This is a genomic window from Arthrobacter sp. LAPM80, from assembly GCF_046736435.1.
Taxonomy (GTDB): Bacteria; Actinomycetota; Actinomycetes; order Actinomycetales; family Micrococcaceae; genus Specibacter.
The window spans coordinates 62843-80071 of the sequence record NZ_JBCHVD010000006.1 but is presented as its reverse complement, the minus strand read 5'-3'; the positions used below and the strand labels follow the sequence as shown (position 1 = coordinate 80071).

14 protein-coding genes are annotated in these 17229 nt (G+C 64.1%); 5 read left to right on the top strand and 9 right to left on the bottom strand.

The window, feature by feature from the left end; genetic code table 11:
• Positions 1-12: 12 nt before the first annotated feature.
• From pabB to AAGW05_RS08170, 5 genes are read right to left on the bottom strand one after another with little or no spacing between them, the layout of a single operon-like run.
• Positions 13-2145 (bottom strand): aminodeoxychorismate synthase component I, encoded by a 2133-nt coding sequence (gene pabB, locus AAGW05_RS08190; RefSeq protein WP_411804015.1) that lies wholly within the window; start codon positions 2143-2145, stop codon positions 13-15.
• On the bottom strand, positions 2138-2623 hold the full coding sequence (locus tag AAGW05_RS08185) for a low molecular weight protein-tyrosine-phosphatase (protein WP_411804014.1): 486 nt from the start codon (positions 2621-2623) through the stop codon (positions 2138-2140). The genes pabB and AAGW05_RS08185 overlap by 8 nt, the downstream gene beginning before the upstream one ends.
• Before the next feature lie 40 nt (positions 2624-2663).
• Positions 2664-3284 carry a LysE family transporter gene (locus AAGW05_RS08180; RefSeq protein ID WP_411804013.1) on the bottom strand — a complete coding sequence of 207 codons (621 nt, stop codon included), beginning with the start codon at positions 3282-3284 and terminating at the stop codon, positions 2664-2666.
• Positions 3285-3327: 43 nt separating this feature from the next.
• Positions 3328-3495 (bottom strand): hypothetical protein, encoded by a 168-nt coding sequence (locus AAGW05_RS08175; RefSeq protein WP_411804012.1) that lies wholly within the window; start codon positions 3493-3495, stop codon positions 3328-3330.
• Between the two features lie 26 nt (positions 3496-3521).
• Positions 3522-4346 (bottom strand): methyltransferase domain-containing protein, encoded by an 825-nt coding sequence (locus tag AAGW05_RS08170; RefSeq protein ID WP_411804011.1) that lies wholly within the window; start codon positions 4344-4346, stop codon positions 3522-3524.
• A 309-nt stretch (positions 4347-4655) separates the two neighbouring features.
• Here AAGW05_RS08170 and dnaK point away from each other — a divergent pair, with 309 nt between their 5' ends.
• From dnaK to AAGW05_RS08145, 5 genes are all read left to right on the top strand, one after another.
• Complete coding sequence (dnaK, locus tag AAGW05_RS08165; RefSeq protein WP_411804010.1) at positions 4656-6521, top strand: molecular chaperone DnaK; 1866 nt, start codon at positions 4656-4658, stop codon at positions 6519-6521.
• 2 nt (positions 6522-6523) lie between these two features.
• Positions 6524-7072 carry a nucleotide exchange factor GrpE gene (locus tag AAGW05_RS08160; protein ID WP_411804009.1) on the top strand — a complete coding sequence of 183 codons (549 nt, stop codon included), beginning with the start codon at positions 6524-6526 and terminating at the stop codon, positions 7070-7072.
• Positions 7073-7187: 115 nt separating this feature from the next.
• The gene (locus AAGW05_RS08155; protein WP_411804008.1) at positions 7188-8180 is read left to right on the top strand and encodes a DnaJ C-terminal domain-containing protein; all 993 of its coding nucleotides are present in this window, start codon (positions 7188-7190) and stop codon (positions 8178-8180) included.
• Between the two features lie 93 nt (positions 8181-8273).
• Entirely contained in the window at positions 8274-8714 is a 441-nt protein-coding gene (locus AAGW05_RS08150) for a heat shock protein transcriptional repressor HspR (protein WP_411804007.1), read from the top strand.
• A 312-nt stretch (positions 8715-9026) separates the two neighbouring features.
• Positions 9027-10040 (top strand): LacI family DNA-binding transcriptional regulator, encoded by a 1014-nt coding sequence (locus AAGW05_RS08145; protein ID WP_411804006.1) that lies wholly within the window; start codon positions 9027-9029, stop codon positions 10038-10040.
• Positions 10041-10103: 63 nt separating this feature from the next.
• Here the strand turns inward: AAGW05_RS08145 and AAGW05_RS08140 are convergent, their stop codons facing one another.
• From AAGW05_RS08140 to narI, 4 genes are all read right to left on the bottom strand, one after another.
• Entirely contained in the window at positions 10104-11399 is a 1296-nt protein-coding gene (locus tag AAGW05_RS08140) for a glycoside hydrolase 5 family protein (protein WP_411804005.1), read from the bottom strand.
• A gap of 194 nt (positions 11400-11593) precedes the next feature.
• A complete protein-coding gene (locus AAGW05_RS08135) occupies positions 11594-15100 on the bottom strand; it encodes an SNF2-related protein (protein WP_411804004.1) in 3507 nt (1168 codons plus the stop codon).
• 93 nt (positions 15101-15193) lie between these two features.
• A complete protein-coding gene (locus AAGW05_RS08130; protein ID WP_411804003.1) occupies positions 15194-16468 on the bottom strand; it encodes an MFS transporter in 1275 nt (424 codons plus the stop codon).
• A gap of 13 nt (positions 16469-16481) precedes the next feature.
• A complete protein-coding gene (narI, locus tag AAGW05_RS08125) occupies positions 16482-17228 on the bottom strand; it encodes a respiratory nitrate reductase subunit gamma (protein ID WP_411804002.1) in 747 nt (248 codons plus the stop codon).
• Position 17229 lies beyond the last annotated feature (1 nt).

Here is a 17229-nt window from a genome sequence, read left to right as displayed (position 1 = left end):
CCCACCCACATATCAGCTTCCCGGGAACTCGGATCCCAGGGTGGACAGCACGCCGAACGCCTTGGCCTGGATTTCCTGCCATTCGGCCTCGTCCTGGGAGTCTGCCGTGATGGCGCCGCCGATTCCCAGCGAAAGGTGCGTCCCGCCGTCGTGCGTGTCCTGGAGGACAAGGGTGCGGATCACCACCGACAGGTCGGTGGCGGCGTTGAGTGAAAAGTAGCCCAGGGCGCCGGAGTAAATGCCGCGGGGGCCGGCTTCCAGCCCATCCAAGATGGCCATGGTGCTGATTTTTGGGGCGCCCGTCATGGAGCCTGCGGGGAAGGCCGCGGCCACGGCCTGGGCGCGCGAACTGCCTGGGGCCAGCTGCGCCTCGATGGTGCTGACCATTTGGTGGACCGTGGCGTAACTTTCGATCGCGAACAACCGGGGGACCGTGAGCGACTGCGGCAGGGCAAAGCGGGAGAGATCGTTGCGCAGGAGGTCCACGATCATGACGTTCTCGGCCCGGTCCTTCAGGGACGTTGAGAGGTCGGCCTTGAGTGCGGCGTCCATGGCCGGGTCGGCGTCGCGGCGGCGCGTGCCCTTGATCGGCTCCGCGCGCATCAACCCCGCCGAGTCAATCCGCAGGAAACGTTCGGGCGACGTGCTGCAAATGCTCAGGGATTCCAGGCGCATGAACGCGCCAAACGGCGCGGGGCTGCGCCTGCGCAACGCCTTGTACGTCGCCCACGAATCCACTTTTTCGGGCGTGTCAGCCTCCAAGTGCGTGGTCAGGCACACCTCGTAGGAGTTCCCGTCGTGAATTTCGGCCTGCGCCGCCGCGATCATGTCCTTGTAGCGCCGCTCGCCGTCCCGCGCCGTGAACCGGGGGGCTTCGGTGCTGCCTTCCCGGCCGGGGTCCGATGGCGGACGCCCGGGTTGCGCTGCACGCACGGCGGCACTGACCGTGGCAAGGAAGTCCGCCGCTTCATTGCCCGAGTTGGGGTGGTGGGCGGCGCTAAGCGTCAGGACGTACAGGCACTGTTCCTGGTGGTCGAGCACCACTGCTTGGCCAGCAAACAGCAGCGCCGCGGCGGGCAGGATCGCCGCCTGGTTTGCCGCCCGGGATGCAGGTTTCGCGGCTGCACCGCCGGTCTCGGCCTTGAGTTCGTAGCCAAGGTAGCCGAGCCAGCCAAGGGTGAAGTCGCCGGGGTAGTACGCAGGGGCCCTGACGGCCCTGCGGCCCCACACCGCATCAAGCCAGCGGAAGAACGGTCCGCGGATGCGGGTCGTGACCTGTCCGGCGGTCACTGTCGTCACGCCGTTGTCGTGGCGTGCGAGTTGCCCGAATATCCCGGAGTCGTCGGCCATGATGGAGAACCGTGACCGGGCTGCGGAAGCGCCTGCCTGCGCTGAGGGAGTTTCGGCAATGGAGCTGTCGAGCCACACGGCATGTGCGCTGTTGCCATACAGGGTGTTGAAAAGTTCCTCCGCGGGAGGCAGCCCGTCGATGCGGACGGCGGAAAATTCAAGTCCTCGGCGCCTGGCCAGTTCCGGGCCCAGTACGTGTTCGAGGGCAGGGTGCTGCGTGAGTGCATCAAGGACAAACTCCGGGGCATTGGCCACGCCATGGGTGCCGTCAACGATGATGTCGGCCAGGGCGGCCGCGGCGCTGCTGGCGTTCGGATGTTCAGTTCCCTCGCCGGCGTCCTCACCGAGCAGGCGTTCTTCCTGGTCGGCCCATCTGTCCCAGAACGGAGCGAAGGTGTCGCCGTCACGCTCCAGCGCGCGGCGCTTGCGGGTCCGGGCAGGCGCATCGACCCAGATCACGGCGTCGAGGAAGCTGGCAGCCCTGCCATGGGACGAGCCGACCCCTTCCACGAGCACCACCTCTGCCGCCTCGGTGGTCCGGGAGGCGCCGTCGTTCTCGGCTGTCCAATCCCAGGACGTCCAGGTGGCGGGAAGTCCCTTGTGCAGCGGGCGCAGGACCGAATCGATGTACCGTTCGATGCCACCGGCCAGGCCGTCCCAGCCGGGGTAAATGTCCTCGAGGTGGAACAACGACACGGTGCGGTGGCGTCGGAGCAGCGCCGCCAGCTCCACCGCGACGGTTGTTTTGCCCGCGCCCGAGCGGCCGTCAACGGCGATGATGATGGGCCTAGCCACGGGCGTGCGCCAAAATGCCGGGGATGGCTGCGTCGATCAGGTCCCAACTGACCTCAAAATCCTTGGCGTTGCCGTACCAGGGGTCGTAAATGCCCTGTTGTTCGGGGCTCCCGCCGGCCGCATCGGGGTCGAAGGAGCGCAGCATGCGGACCTTGGCTGCACCCGCAGCGTCCGGCGCCAGGGCGCGCAGGGCGTCATAGTGCTCGGTGTCCAGTGCAAGGATGAGGTCGCGCTCGGCGTACCAGCTGGAGTTGAACTGGCGGGCGGCGTGGCCGTTGACGGCAATGCCGTGGCGCGCAAGGACGGCCTTCGCCCGCGGGTCGATCGGGTTGCCGACTTCCCATGCCGTTGTTCCGGCGGAGTCGACCACCACCTCCAGGCCAGCTTCCTGCGCGGCGCTTGCCAACATGAATTCGGCCATGGGGGAGCGGCAGATATTGCCCGTGCAAACGGTAATGATCCGGTAGGGGTTGGTCATTGAACCAGTGTATCGGCGTCAGCGAAAGGGGGCTGGGCGGCTACACCAGCGCCAACAGGATGCCCACAGCAATGAACAGGATGCCGAAGATCCGGTTGAGGATCAGCTGCCCGCGCTCGCTGGTTGTCAGGTGTTTGAGCTGCTTGGCGCCCGCGGCGAAGATGAACCACATGACGATGATGTCGATGACCACCACGGTGGCTGTCAGGATGATGTACTGCGGCAGCAGCGGCTGATCTGGCCGGATGAACTGGGGCATGAACGCCAGGAAGAAGACAATCGCCTTGGGGTTGAGCAGGTTCACCCACAGGCCGCGGCGGAACATCGAGAAGCCGGATTCGACGGCGCCCGGTGCATCCCCGCCGTCGTCCTCCTCGGCCTTGGCGGCCAGCTTCCGGATGCCCAGGTACACCAGGTAGGCGGCGCCAACGTAGCGGATCAGGTGGAACAGGAACGGCGAACTGGAGACGAGGATGCCCACGCCGGCCGCGACGATGATGACGTGGACAACCAGTGCCAGCTGCTGGCCAAGGATGCCCCAGAAGGATCGCCGGAACCCTGAAGCCAGGGCGTTGGACATGGTGTTGATGGCGCCTGCACCGGGGGTCAGGGAGATCATGGCGCCGGCGCCGGCAAGGGCGAGCCAAAGAGAAAATTCCACCCGCCCAGCCTACGGGTCGGATGCTTCCCTCCGACGGTCGTGTTCACGTTTCGGACGGCGCCGGGCCTGCCGTGTTCAGGAGCGCGCGCTCCAGCCGCCTGTCGGTCACGAGCCAAAGCGCCGCAACGAGGGCGTAGGCCGCCAATCCAAGCAGGGGTGATATGAACGTCAGCGCGCACCCGCAGGGAGCCTCACGCCGGTTCTTGTCCATGTGGACTCCTTGACTGGTGGGCCGGTTTACGCCCGGGTGATGATCTCCGCGTTGGGCATGCTGAACCAGCCGTCCTCCGATGCGCCCCATGACCGCCAACCCGCCGAGATCCGCTCCAGTTCCGCGGTGTCCGCCAATCCGTAAGCCACGGCCTGCTCGGCAAACGCCGAACCCACTGTCCGCTCGGCCCAGACCCCGGACAGCCACGCCCGCTGCTCCGCCGTCGCGTACAGCCAGTTGGCGCTCGACGGCGTGATGTCGGTGAATCCCGCAGCCCGCGCCCAGTGGACCAGCCGCCGGCCCGCATCCGGTTCAGCCTGATTGTGCCGGGCGACCTGCTGGTACAGGGCCATCCATTCATCGAGTTCGGGCAGTTCCGGGTACCAGAACATGCCGTGAAAGTCGGCATCTCGCACCGCGACGATGCCACCTGGCTTGGCCACACGCCGCATTTCCTGCAGGGCGTTCACCGGGTCGGTCAGGTGCTGCAGGACCTGGTGGGCGTGGACAACATCGAAGGTATCGGCGGGGAAATCGAGGTTGTAGATGTCGCCAGTGTCAAAGGTGAGGTTCTGCAGGTGCGCGCCGGCGGCCAGGGCGGTGGCGGAGGCGACAACCTCGGGTGAGCGGTCAAGGCCCAGCACCTCGCCGGGTGCCACCAGCCGGGCGAAATCGGTGGTGATGGTTCCGGGCCCGGCGCCCACATCAAGGACCCGGAGCCCGTGCCTGAGGTGCGGAACCAGGTACGCCGCGGAGTTTTCCGCCGTCCGCGATGTGTGCGACCGCAGCACGCTCTCACTGTGGCCGTGTGTGTAGACATCCTGGTGGGACCCGCTGGATTGCTCGCTCATACAAGGGAGCGTACGCCCGACGCCGCGCGCCGGCGGCTTCATGACCACGATTTGGTCATCCGCTGGTGAAATATCACCCGCGGATGTCCGTTTCGACAGCGGATCTCGACGGAGGGTTGTGGAGGACCGGCGACGTGCGTGTTCGCCAAAAGTGAAAGTTGAGTCTGATGCGCTCAACTTGGCTTGACAAGGATCCGAGGCTGAGTAAAGTTGAGTGCAGAACGCTCAATACCGCTGGTTGAGCGAAACCGCACCCCACCGGGGAAGTGGAGAAGTTTAGGCAGCGGCTCATGAAAGGGAACCACACTTATGTCACGTGCTGTAGGTATTGACCTCGGAACCACCAACTCTGTTGTATCCGTCCTGGAAGGCGGCGAGCCCACTGTCATCGCCAACGCCGAAGGCGGCCGCACCACCCCGTCAGTTGTTGCCTTCTCCAAGTCCGGTGAAGTCCTCGTAGGTGAAATCGCCAAGCGCCAGGCAGTCAACAACATCGACCGCACCATCGCCTCCGTCAAGCGCCACATGGGCACCGACTGGACTGTCGCCATCGACGAGAAGAAGTACACGGCGCAGGAAATTTCCGCTCGCATCCTGATGAAGCTCAAGAACGACGCCGAAGCGTACCTTGGCGAAAAGGTCACCGACGCCGTCGTCACCGTGCCGGCCTACTTCAACGATGCTGAGCGCCAGGCCACGAAGGAAGCCGGCGAAATTGCCGGCCTGAACGTGCTGCGCATTGTCAACGAGCCCACAGCCGCTGCCTTGGCCTATGGTTTGGACAAGGGCAAGGAAGACGAACTTATCCTGGTCTTCGACTTGGGTGGCGGAACGTTCGACGTTTCCCTGCTCGAAGTTGGCAAGGATGAAGACGAATTCTCCACCATCCAGGTTCGCGCAACCTATGGCGACAACCGCCTCGGCGGCGACGACTGGGACCAGAGGATCGTTGACTTCCTGCTGAACCAGCTCAAGGTCAAGGGTATTGACCTGTCCAAGGACAAGATCGCCCTGCAGCGCCTGAAGGAATCTGCTGAACAGGCCAAGAAGGAACTCTCCTCCTCCTCCAGCACCAACATCTCACTGCAGTACCTCTCGGTGACCGCTGATGGTCCGGTGCACCTAGACGAGCAGCTGACCCGTGCCAAGCTCCAGGACCTGACCAAGGACTTGCTCGAGCGCACCAAGAAGCCGTTCAACGACGTCATCAAGGAAGCCGGCATCAAGGTTTCCGACATCGATCACATTGTGCTCGTCGGTGGCTCAACGCGTATGCCGGCCGTCGTGGAACTGGTCAAGGAATTGGCTGGCGGGAAGGAGCCCAACAAGGGCGTCAACCCGGATGAGGTCGTGGCCGTTGGTGCCGCACTGCAGGCAGGCGTCTTGAAGGGTGAGCGCAAGGACGTTCTGCTCATCGACGTCACGCCGCTGTCCCTGGGCATTGAGACCAAGGGTGGGGTGATGACCAACCTGATCGAGCGCAACACGGCCATCCCGACCAAGCGCAGCGAGACCTTCACCACCGCCGATGACAACCAGCCGTCGGTGGCCATCCAGGTCTTCCAGGGTGAGCGTCAGTTCACCCGCGACAACAAGCCGCTGGGCACGTTCGAGCTGACCGGCATCGCCCCGGCCCCGCGCGGCGTCCCGCAGGTTGAGGTCACCTTCGACATCGACGCCAACGGCATCGTGCACGTCTCCGCCAAGGACAAGGGCACCGGTGTTGAGCAGTCAATGACCATCACGGGCGGCTCCTCGCTGTCCAAGGATGACATTGAGCGCATGGTCCGCGAAGCCGAAGAGCATGCTGCAGAGGACAAGGAACGCCGCGAGGCAGCCGATCTGCGCAACTCCGCAGAGCAGCTGCACTACTCGGTGGACAAGGTTCTTGCCGATAACGATGACAAGCTCTCCGACGAGGTCAAGAACCCGGTCAAGGAAGACGTCACCGCGCTCAAGACCGCCCTGGCCGGCGACGATGACGCAGCCGTAAAGACCGCGTTTGAGAAGCTGCAGGCTTCGCAGTCATCCTTGGGTGAGGCCATCTACGCCGCCGCTCAGGCTGAGGGTGCAACGGCCGACGCCGGTGCCTCCTCGGAGGGTGCACCATCGGAGGCTGGCGCTGACGAGGACATTGTTGACGCCGAGATCATCGACGAAGACGAAAAGAAGTAACCATGGCTGAGTCCGTAAACCCCGAAGAGGTTCCCGAAAACGGAGCCCCCGAAGGCGACGCACTGTCCCAGGCCGAAGAGATCCTCAACGGTGTTGAGGTTCCGGCCGAGGAGGCCGTGGCGCCGAGTGCCAGTGATGAGGCTGCGGAGCTGAAGAACGATCTTCTCCGTTTGCAGGCCGAGTACGTCAACTACCGCAAGCGCGTTGAGCGCGACCGGGCAGTTGCCGGCCAGATGGCAGTCATCGGCGTGCTGAACTCGGTGCTGCCAGTCATGGACGACATCGACGCGGCACGCGCCCACGGCGACCTGGTCGATGGCCCGTTTGCGGCCATCGCCACGAAGTTGGAAACAGTGTTGAGCACCTATGGCTTGGTGAAGATTGACGCCGTTGGCGTCCCATTCGACCCCACTGTCCACGAGGCACTGATCCAGCAGCCCGGCGCCGATATCGAGGTTGACACCGTCAGCCAGGTCCTGCGCAACGGTTACAAGTCCGGTGAGCGCATTCTGCGCGCCGCTCAGGTGATCGTGGCAGTACCGGAAATATAATCCTCGGGCGCCCGACGCCCTCCCGGGCTGAATCCGCTGGCGCGGATTCAGCCCGGGGTCCCTTGGGCGCGGAGGCCCAACAGCAGTTCCTACAAACTTTTAGAAGGGAGGCGTCTTGGCAAGTCAGGACTGGGCAGAAAAGGACTTCTACAAAATTCTCGGTGTGGCCAAAGATGCATCGGACGCCGACATCAAAAAGGCATACCGGAAGTTGGCACGGAAGCACCACCCGGACACCAACTCTGGTGATCCCGCCGCGGAAAAGATTTTCAAGGACGTCTCCGAAGCGTACTCGGTGCTCTCCAACAAGGAAGACCGCGAGCAGTACGACGCCATCAGGGCCATGGGCGGCGGCGCCCGTTTCAGTGCCGGTGGCGGCGGACACAACGGCGGCGGCGGCTTCGAGGACGTCTTCGGTGACCTCTTCGGCGGCGGCCGCGGAGCCACCCGCGGCAATCAAGGGTTCGGCGGCGGCTCCGGCGGCCTGCCACCGGAGTTCGCAGACCTCTTCGGAGGTGGCGGCGGTGGCTTTGGCGGCGGAGGCGGCTTCAGGCCAACACCGACCAGGGGTGCCGATCGCACAGCGAGCACCAGCATTTCCTTTGCCGGCTCCATCCACGGAACCAAGATTGTGCTTCGTGAACCCAATGGCGACACGATCGACGTGCGGATTCCCGCCGGCATCAAGGACGGGCAAAAGGTCCGTGTCAAGGGCAAGGGCCAGCCTGGTGCTGCGGGCCCCGGCGACTTGATGGTCACCGTGAACGTCAAGCCGCACGGCTTCTTCGTCCGCGACGGCAACGACATCCGCATCCACGTCCCCGTGACGTTCCCCGAGGCCGCACTCGGCGCCGACATCAGCGTCCCCACGCTGACAGGTGACACCGTGCGGGTCAGGGTTCCCGCGGGTACTCCGTCGGGGCGGACCTTGCGCGTCAAGGGTGCCGGAGTGAAGAGCAAGAAGGGCGACGGCGACCTGCTGGTCACGATTGACGTGGCAGTTCCGCAGAAGCTCAGCAAGGAAGCCGAGGAGGCTGTGCGCGCGTTTGCGGCGACCACCGCCGACGGCAACCCCCGCGAGGCGCTGAAAGACAAAGCCAAACTGTAATCCCGGCTCTCCCGGAGCTCGCAAGTCCCCGGCACCTTGGGGCCGGGGACTCGCGTTCCGGGCCCCATTGTTCTGCCTGGAAAGGAGGTCACCATGAATGTTGACCCGTACGCGCCTATCTTTGTGATCTCCGTGGCCGCCAAGTTGGCGGACATGCATCCGCAGACGCTGCGCCAGTACGACCGTTTGGGCATTGTCATGCCAACAAGGGCTCCGGGCAGGGCGCGGCGCTACTCCCAGCACGATGTGGACATGCTCCGCGAGGTGCAGCGGCTGTCCCAGTCGGGGGTGTCGCTGGAGGGCATCCGGCGCATCATGCAACTGGAAAACCAGGTCGAGTTGCTGCGCTCGAAGGTGCTTGAACTCAACGAACAGCTCGAGGCCGTGACGGCGGAGATGCAGTCGAGGCCTCCCCGTTCGGGCAACCGTGTTTTTGCTGCCGGTCTGACCGGCGGCGACATCGTTGCCCTGGCCCGCGGCCAGCGTCCGCGCCCACGCAGCCAGGCCGTCGTCGTCTGGCGCCCGCAGCGCTGACCGGCCCTTCCCGCGAACTAGCCCGCAGTAGTCTAACCCGCAGTAGTCCCGGCCCGCTCCCCAATCTCCTTCCTGGAACGGGGCCCTCGCGGGCGTGGCCCCCGAAAATTTTGCCGCTGTTGGCGAGGGTTGGACGCCGCCCTCGGCAGGCCGGATTGGGCCATCCGGCGCATCGGATATTGTGGTGTCGTGTGCTCGAGCAGCGCCTGGCAGAGGTATTCATCGTTCCGGCTCCCAATGCAGAAGAATTGCAAAGCCGTGGAGCAAGAGGCTGAATCTACCTCAGCAAGTGAGGACCAGGGAAGGCCTAAAATGAAACGCGTGACCATCACGGACATCGCAAAGCTGGCCGGAGTTTCTCCAGGTGCGGTGTCATTCGCCCTGAACGGCCGGCCCGGCGTCAGCGAGCAGACCCGCCGGCGCATCCTCAGCATCGCCGCGGAGCATCAGTGGGTGCCCAGCTCCGCCGCCCGCGCGCTTGTCGGTTCGCGGGCTGGCGTGATCGGCTTCGCCGTGAACCGCTCGGCCAGCACACTGGGCACGCAGGCTTTCTTCACGGACCTCATCGCCGGTATGCAGTCGGTTCTGGCCGAATACCGCATCGCGATCCATGTGGTGCTCGTCAGCTCGATCGAGGAAGAGGTGGGCACCTACCGCCACTGGCGTGGTGCCCACCAGGTCGACGGCGTGATCGTGATCGATCCGCGCGATGAGGACCCCCGGCTCACCGCCCTGCGGGAGATGGAACTGCCCGCCGTCGTCATCGGAAGCCACACGTCCGAGCCCGGGCAACCCGCCACAATCCTCCTTGATGACAGCCAGGTGGCCCACACCCTCTTCGACTATCTGGCCACCCTGGGCCACCGCTCGATCGCCTTCGTGGCGGGCCCGGCTGAGTTTCAGCACACACGGATGCGCATGGATGTCCTCGCGGCCCTGAGCGGGCAGGGCGTCAGCGGTGAAGTGATTTCCACTGATTTCTCGCCCGCGGCGGCGGCGTCGACCATGCGTCGTCTCCTCAGCCGGGCGGAGCGGCCCACTGCGGTGGTCTTTGACAATGAGATGATGGCGATCGCCGGGCTTCGCGCCGCGCAGGAAATGCGCCTTTCCGTACCGCAGGATCTTTCAATCGCCTCGTTCGACGACTCGGTCGTCGCCGGCCTCGTACGTCCCTCCATCACGTGCATCACCCGCGACACCTTCGGGCTCGGGGCTGATGCCGCCAACTTCCTGCGCGAACAGATCGATGCGGCCCAGGTGCTGCCGGATCGGATCGGTGCCCTGCCGCAGCTCACAGTCCGCGAGAGCACAGCCGGCCCAAGCTGACGAGATAGGGCAGTGGGGGGCCGCGCTGATCCGAGGCGCCCCACTGTCCGGGCCATTCCCCGATCAGGGCGAGACGATCGTGTTCTGGGAGGAATACTCGATCCCGCCGGTCACGGCCGGCCTGAGAAGTTCGGTGATCCCGCGCGCGGCGAGGACTTCGGGCCGCCGCGCATCAAGGGATGTCACCATGGCCGGGTTGGCGCCAGCCGTGCAGGCATCCACCCACGCCTGGAAGATTGCACCACCGGGACTCATCGCGCCTCGGCTGACCGGTGTCTCGTTCTCATCCACTTCAACCACAATTCCAAGCGGGCGTGTTGGCAGGGTCCTGCGTTCGCGCAGTTCGGGGATGAGCTCGGCGAAGCGGCGCCCGATTGGCTTGATGCTGTTGTCCTGGTCCACGAGTCCGAGCGTGTACTCGAGCTCGGGGAAGTCCGCCATCTTGCGGCTGACGTCGTGCGAGCACCACCAGGTGACGCCCCAGAGGTTATCGGTCCGCGCTGCGGAGCGCAGGGTTGCTTCCAGGAAGTCAGGCGTCTCTTCCGGGGTGAGGCAGTTCGACGGCGCCCCGACCTCCTGCAGCCAGATCGCACGGTTCGGATCCGTGGCGAAGCCGCGGGCGAGTTCGATCATGTATTCGGCGTGGCGATCGGAGGCGATGGAGCGGCCACCGTACCGCTGCGCGGTGCCGTTGAAGATCCACGAGTGCACGGTGCTCATGGCGCCCAGCCTTGAGGCGTGCACGGGGGTGAAGCCGTGCCCGTCCATGTACCAGGCGGCGTCGTACTCGCTGTGCACGTGCCCCTGGTTCGGCGCGGCCGCCTGGGCCGCCTCGAGCAGTGTGGTGATCCAGTTGGCGGCCTCATCCGGGGTCACCGGCCACGGCGAGGGATGGTTCTGCGCCGAGAACTGGTTTGTCTCGTTGCCCAGTGTGAAGCCGAGGAAGTTCGGGGCGTTACCCAGATGTTCGCCGAGCCGGGTCACCAGATCCACCTGGCCGCTGAGGGCCTCCGGGTGGGTAAACATGTTCTTGTTGTGCCAGGTTTGCAGCCACGGGGGGACGAAGTCGAAGCTGGACAGGTGCCCCTGGATGACATCGACGCTCGCATCCATGCCAAACTCGGCGGCAACATCCACCACGGCGCGGACGTCAGCAAGTGCCTTTTCCCTGATCAGTGTGCGGTTTGGCTGGAGCAGCGTCCACAGGGGCATGACGCGCACATGGTCAAGGCCGATCTCAGCCAGCCCCGCGAAGTCGCGCCGTACGTCGTCGAGGTTTAGTTCCATCCACGCATGCATCCAGTCGGTGGCGGGCGTGTAGTTCGCGCCGAAGCGCAGCGGGGTGGTGAGGCGGGTCATCGCATTCCTTCTGGAGGCACTGGTGCCGAACGGTCCCATGAGGTTCTGGACCATTCGGGTGCGGGCAGGCAAACTACGCCAACTATATCGTTTTAGTAATGCGTAGTGATAGACGTCTCGCGCCGAAGTTCCGGCTCTTGTCTTCGACGAAGGGGCCCACCCATGCCGTTTGCTGCGGGCCAGTTTTTAGCAGGTCAGTCGCGGAAGAGGCCCGCCAGGTCGGTCGCCGTGAGTGCGCCGCCCGACAGCGAGTCCCCACTCATCACGTCGGAGAACAGCTGCGACTTCTTGGCCTTGAGCGCCATGACCTTTTCCTCGATGGTGTCCTTGGCAACCAATCGGTACACCATGACATTTTTCTTCTGGCCAATGCGGTGCGTGCGGTCCACGGCCTGCGCCTCGGACGCCGGGTTCCACCACGGGTCAAGAATGAATACGTAGTCGGCCTCCGTCAGGTTCAGCCCGAACCCGCCAGCCTTGAGGCTGATCAGGAACAGCGGGGCGTCGCCGGTCTTGAACTCATCCACGACGGCGGACCTGTTCCGGGTGCCACCGTCAAGGTAGGTGAAGTCAATGCCCTCGGCAATGAGGCGGTCGCGCACCTTGCCAAGGAAGCCCGTGAACTGGCTGAAGATCAGGGCCCTGTGGCCCTCCTTCACCACGTCCTCAAGCTGTTCAAACAAGACATCCAGCTTCGAGGAGCGAACCCCTGCCTGGGTCTCGTCGACCAGCGAGACGTCCAGGCTGAGCTGGCGCAGCAGCGTCAGCGACTGGAAGATGGTGAAGCGGTTCTTGTTTACGTCCTCCAACAGGCCAAGGATCTTGGCGCGTTCACGCTGCAGGTGTGTCTGGTAGATCTTTTGGTGGCGCGGGTTCAGTTCCACTTCCAGGATTTGTTCCTGCTTGGCGGGGAGGTCCGCGATGACTTGTTCCTTGGTGCGGCGCAGCATGAGCGGCTTCACCCGGGCCCGCAGTTTTGCCAGCAGCTCGGAGTCGGCGTTCTTTTCAATGGGGCGCTGGTAGAACTCGGCAAAACGCTTGGGGCTGGGGAACAGTCCCGGAGCCACGATGGACAGCAGGGCCCACAGTTCCATGAGGTTGTTTTCCATGGGCGTACCCGTGACGGCCAGCTTGAACGGCGCCTTCAGCTTGCGGGCGCACTGGTAGGCCTTTGACTGGTGGTTCTTCACGAACTGGGCCTCATCCAGGATCAGTCCGGCGAATGGCTGGACCCCGTACTCGGCAAAATCGATGCGGAACAGGGCGTAGGAGGTGATGACAATGTCGGCACCGGCAAAAAAGGCTGCGGCGTTCAGGCCGCTCTTGGCGAAGGTTTCCGAAACCGTGACAACCTTCAGTCCCGGCGCAAACTTGATGCTTTCACTGGCCCAGTTGCCCACCACCGAGGTGGGTGCGACCACAAGGAAGGGGTGGTTGCCCGAACCGGACCCGGAGCCAACACTGTCCCCCGTGCCTGCCTCGGCAGCCGCATCGGTGCCAATGCCGGCAGCCGCGTCGGCCTTGACCTGGCACATCAGCGCCAGCGTCTGGACTGTCTTGCCCAGGCCCATGTCATCGGCGAGCACGCCGCCGAGCCCGTAGCTGTACAAAAAGTGCAGCCAGTTGAAGCCCTCGAGCTGGTAGGGGCGCAGTGTCGCATTCAGCCCGGCGGGGGCAGGCAGCGGAACGGGAGGTCCGCCGTCGAGCAGTCCGGAAATGGCCGTGCGCCAGGCCTGCGCCTGTTCATCGACGATGCCCAGCTGGGCCAGCTCGTCCCACAGGCCGGCCTGGAAGCGGCTGATGCGCAGCTCGCCGTCCTTGTTGTCGTTGAGGCTGCGGGCCTCCTCAATCAGGGCGCGCAGCTGGTGCAGTTCGGGGCGGTCGAGTGAGAAGTAGGCGCCGCTGGGCAGCAGCATGCGCGAGTTCCCGGCGGCCAGGGCCGAGAACACCGCGGCGAAGGAGACGAACTGGCCCTCGAGCGTGATGACGATGCCCAGGTCAAACCAGTCGCGCTCGTCGGTGGCCTTGGTCGAAATGGTGACGATGGGGGCCTCGGTGACCTCCCTGTAGCTGGCGATGTCGCCGCTCGTGTCCACCTCAACCCCGTGCAGGGACGCCAGCCTGGGGAGCACGGTTTCGGTGAACGTGAGCGTGTCAAGGCCCGAGAGTGATGCGGAACCGGCAAGTGAGGGCTCGCCCCAGGCGTGGTTTGCGGCCACACCCATGGCTGTGATGTCCTCCCACGGTTTCCCGACGCTGGCGATCAGCCGAGCCTCGGCACCGGTGTCGCGCACCGCGTGCTCGCCCAGCTCAGGCCACAGCGGCAGCGAGGTGACCCGGCTGCCCGCCGGGTAGTGCCATTCCCAGTGCAGGCGCACGGTGTGGTCGCTGCCGTACGCCGCGAGCAGTGACAGCGTCGGCTCCACATAGGCCGGAAGCTCCACCGAGTGGTCGGCTGAAACCACCGGCGCGGCCTGCTTCAGCTGCGGATAAAACTGGGTGAGGAACTTCTCCCGCGCCTGCTCCGGGACGTGGACAGTCTCCTTGCGCAGCGCAAAATCGAGCATTTGTGTCGAGGCGTCGGCCGGCAGGGGGGCCAGGGTGATGTTTCCACTCACGACGGCGTTGCGTCCGGCGGCGGCGTTCCCTGCGGTCGCGCCGGGGGCGGCCTGATCGCTGAAAAAAAGCCCGCTGACGGGGTTGCCGATCCTGCCCAGGACCTCCGCGTCGATGGTGATGCCCTCCACCTCAACTAGGGGTCCGACGTCGAGGCCGCCCGATTCGGCCTGGGTCACGTCGAGTTGGAGGGTGGCTTCCGCGCCGGCAATCCTGACAGGGTCGCCGCTGCCTGACTGGATGAGCGCAATGCCGTTCTTGTGTGCACCGGCGAACAGCTGCCAGAGGTTGCGGCCTGCAAAGTCGTTCAGGGACAGCCACGCGCCGGCATTTCCGTGGTTGTATTGACGCGGACTGTGTGAGGAAAGGAATTCACTGAGCCATTCAAGCTGGGTGCGGTCGTGGGCGCCGCCGTAGTTCAGATAGCCAAGGGTTGCCCAGCTGACGCCTGTCTTGACCCATTTTCCGCGCGACCCCATGACCACGGGGCGGACGTTAAGGACAGGTTCGGAGGGAACAGTGCTCCCGCGGCCGCGATAGGAAAAGCGCGGCGGCGGGACATGAAGCTCAAATTGCAAGGCAAGGGCCGGGGTGTCGTGGCTGGGTGCCGCCGTGGTTGGCGGGAGCAGGGCCGACAGGGCAGCTTCCCATGAATCGACATCCGGCGCTCCGGGGGTGTTGGCCGGTGTCGCAGCAGCGGACTTGCCATCCTTGGCCTTGGCCAGCAGCGTCTCGAGGAACGTTGGTTCCCGGGGGGCCTCTTCGGGGACAAAAAAGTCGGTGAATGCCGGGTCTTCCTCGGCTGCGGCGATCAGGGCCACCACGTGCTTGCAGTTTTGCCGGACGGGGCAGTTGCAAATGCCCACACGGCAGCTGAGAACGCCGTCGTGCCCGCGGACAAGCTTGGCGGTTGAACGGTAGAGGCTGGTTCCTTCGACGGTGCCCGAGAGCAGCCCAGTCGCCGGTTCCAGGGTGATCGAATCAACCCGGCCCTGCGCGGCATAGGTGCGGCCGGCAGCTATGGACTTGTCGGTGAACTCGGCGATCCGCGTGAGAAGGTGCGAATCAGCGGAGGAATACGTCACAGAAGGATCTACCTAACGTAAGTGTGCGGCCACGGGAAAACCCCATCCAATCAATCTTAGGCGTGATTGGCCTGCCGAAGTACCTTCTTGACGTTAGATGGACCCATCCGAGACTACGCCACTGGCAACGTTGCCAGCAGTGGGCTCCTTGCGCACCTGGGTTTTCACGAAGAACACTGTGAAGACCATGGCGATGATGGCGGTGGCGACCAGCAGGGACAACCCGATGGCGTACTTATAATTCTCGGCGCCCGGGTTGTACGTCATACCCATCACCAACGGCGGGAAGTAGCCGCCGAGACCGCCGGCGGCACTGACGATGCCGCCTACAGTTCCCATTTTGCCTTCCGGGGACAATTTGCCCACCCAAGCAAAAACGCCACCGGTGCCCAGGCCAAGTGCTGCCGCCAGAGCAATGAAGATGGGGCCCGCTTCAACGTCGGCTGCTGGTTCCAGGGCCACAAGGAAGCCCAAAATTGCCACGCCTACCAGCGAGGCAATCACTACGGGCTTGGACCCTATTTTATCTGCCAGTACGCCACCAATGGGGCGGGCGAGCACGGCAGCTAAGGCAAAACCGGCTGTTCGGGCCCCGGCTGAGCTCGGGTCAAAGGCGTAGACGTCGCGCAGATAGGTGGGCAGGTACGTTGCGAAGGAGACAAAGCCGCCAAAGACCACCGCATAGAGGAAACACAGTTTCCAGGTGACAGCCAGCTTTGAGGCCTCCATGAGCTTGGGCAGCACGGGTTCCTTGCTGGGTGCCCAATCGGGTGCGTTCTTCATGAAGAACCAGACAAGGACTGCCATGACAGCCAGCAAAAACGCAACGAGCAGGTGGGTTGGCACGTAGCCGATGGACTTCACCAAACGCGGGTTCAGGAACGCAGCCAGAGCGGTTCCGCCCATGCCGGCACCAAAGATGCCGGTGGCGAAGCCGCGTCTGGACGGTGGGTACCAGGTGCTGACAAAGGGGATGCCGACGGCAAACACCGTGCCCGCCACACCGAGCAGGAATCCGCCAATGAGGACAACCGCGAAGGAGTTCAGCGACCCTCCCCAAGCGACCAGGAGAACTGTGGGAATAGTGGCTAGCAAAACGAAGGTGAAAAGGGCGCGTCCACCGTATTTATCCGTCATGGCGCCCACCACAATGCGCCCCAACGAACCCACAAAGATCGGCATGGCCACCAGAACACCCATGGTCCCTGCGGAGAGTTCCATGGTGTGGGCGTAGTGCGTGCTCAGGGTGGCTATCATGTTCCAGGCCCAGAAGGCCACCACCGATGCGGCCGTGGCCATGACCAAGTTCGTGCTCTGGCCCTTGACTGCTGGTGGGGGAGGCGCCGGTGCGGATGTTTCTCGTGCCATGCTCTCTCCTGGGCTAGCGGTGCTGGGTGTCGCGGTCGTGGGTGCCAACGTCGGACCAGCCGTGGCGGTTTGCCACGCTGGCCCCCTTGTCCCGCGAGCGGTAAACAATGTAGGGCCGGAACAAGTAGTGCAGGGGGGCTGTGAAGGCGTGAACCAGGCGGGTGAAGGGCCACACGATAAACAGCAGCATGCCCACGACGGTGTGGATGTGGAAGGAGAAAGGTGCGGCGGCCATGGAGGCAATGTCCGGCTGGAAAATAAAGAGCGAGCGGAACCATGGCGAGACAGTGTCACGGTAGGTGAGGCCGTGTTCGTCAAAGAACACGCTGGCCAGGGTTGTCCACAAACCAAAGACGATGGCAGCAACCAACACCACATACATGAGCTTGTCATTCTTGGTGGTGGCCATGAAGACGGGCCCGGTCTTGCGGCGGCGGTAGATCAACAAGATGATCCCGCCAAGGGTGCCAACACCAGCTATGGAACCAACGAACAAGGCATTGAAGTGGTACAGGCTCTCGCTCATACCCACCGCTTCAGTCCATGACTTCGGGATCACCAGGCCAAAGAAGTGCCCGGCAATGACGGCTAGCAGCCCAAAGTGAAAGACGGGTGAGCCAATGCGCAGCAGCCTGGATTCATAGAGCTGGGAGGAGCGGGTGGTCCAGCCAAACTGGTCGAATTTGTAGCGCCAAATGGAACCGCCCACCAAGATGACAACCATGATGTACGGCAGCACACCCCACAAAAAGATGTCCATT

Excerpts from the sequence above, each read along its gene's own strand:
- AAGW05_RS08185 (WP_411804014.1), bottom strand. The coding sequence starts at position 2,623 with ATGACCAACCCCTACCGGATCATTACCGTTTGCACGGGCAATATCTGC.
- AAGW05_RS08150 (WP_411804007.1), top strand. The coding sequence starts at position 8,274 with ATGAATGTTGACCCGTACGCGCCTATCTTTGTGATCTCCGTGGCCGCC.
- dnaK (WP_411804010.1), top strand. The coding sequence starts at position 4,656 with ATGTCACGTGCTGTAGGTATTGACCTCGGAACCACCAACTCTGTTGTA.
- AAGW05_RS08175 (WP_411804012.1), bottom strand. The coding sequence starts at position 3,495 with ATGGACAAGAACCGGCGTGAGGCTCCCTGCGGGTGCGCGCTGACGTTC.
- AAGW05_RS08145 (WP_411804006.1), top strand. The coding sequence starts at position 9,027 with ATGAAACGCGTGACCATCACGGACATCGCAAAGCTGGCCGGAGTTTCT.
- AAGW05_RS08160 (WP_411804009.1), top strand. The coding sequence starts at position 6,524 with ATGGCTGAGTCCGTAAACCCCGAAGAGGTTCCCGAAAACGGAGCCCCC.
- narI (WP_411804002.1), bottom strand. The coding sequence starts at position 17,228 with ATGGACATCTTTTTGTGGGGTGTGCTGCCGTACATCATGGTTGTCATC.
- AAGW05_RS08130 (WP_411804003.1), bottom strand. The coding sequence starts at position 16,468 with ATGGCACGAGAAACATCCGCACCGGCGCCTCCCCCACCAGCAGTCAAG.
- AAGW05_RS08170 (WP_411804011.1), bottom strand. The coding sequence starts at position 4,346 with ATGAGCGAGCAATCCAGCGGGTCCCACCAGGATGTCTACACACACGGC.
- AAGW05_RS08140 (WP_411804005.1), bottom strand. The coding sequence starts at position 11,399 with ATGACCCGCCTCACCACCCCGCTGCGCTTCGGCGCGAACTACACGCCC.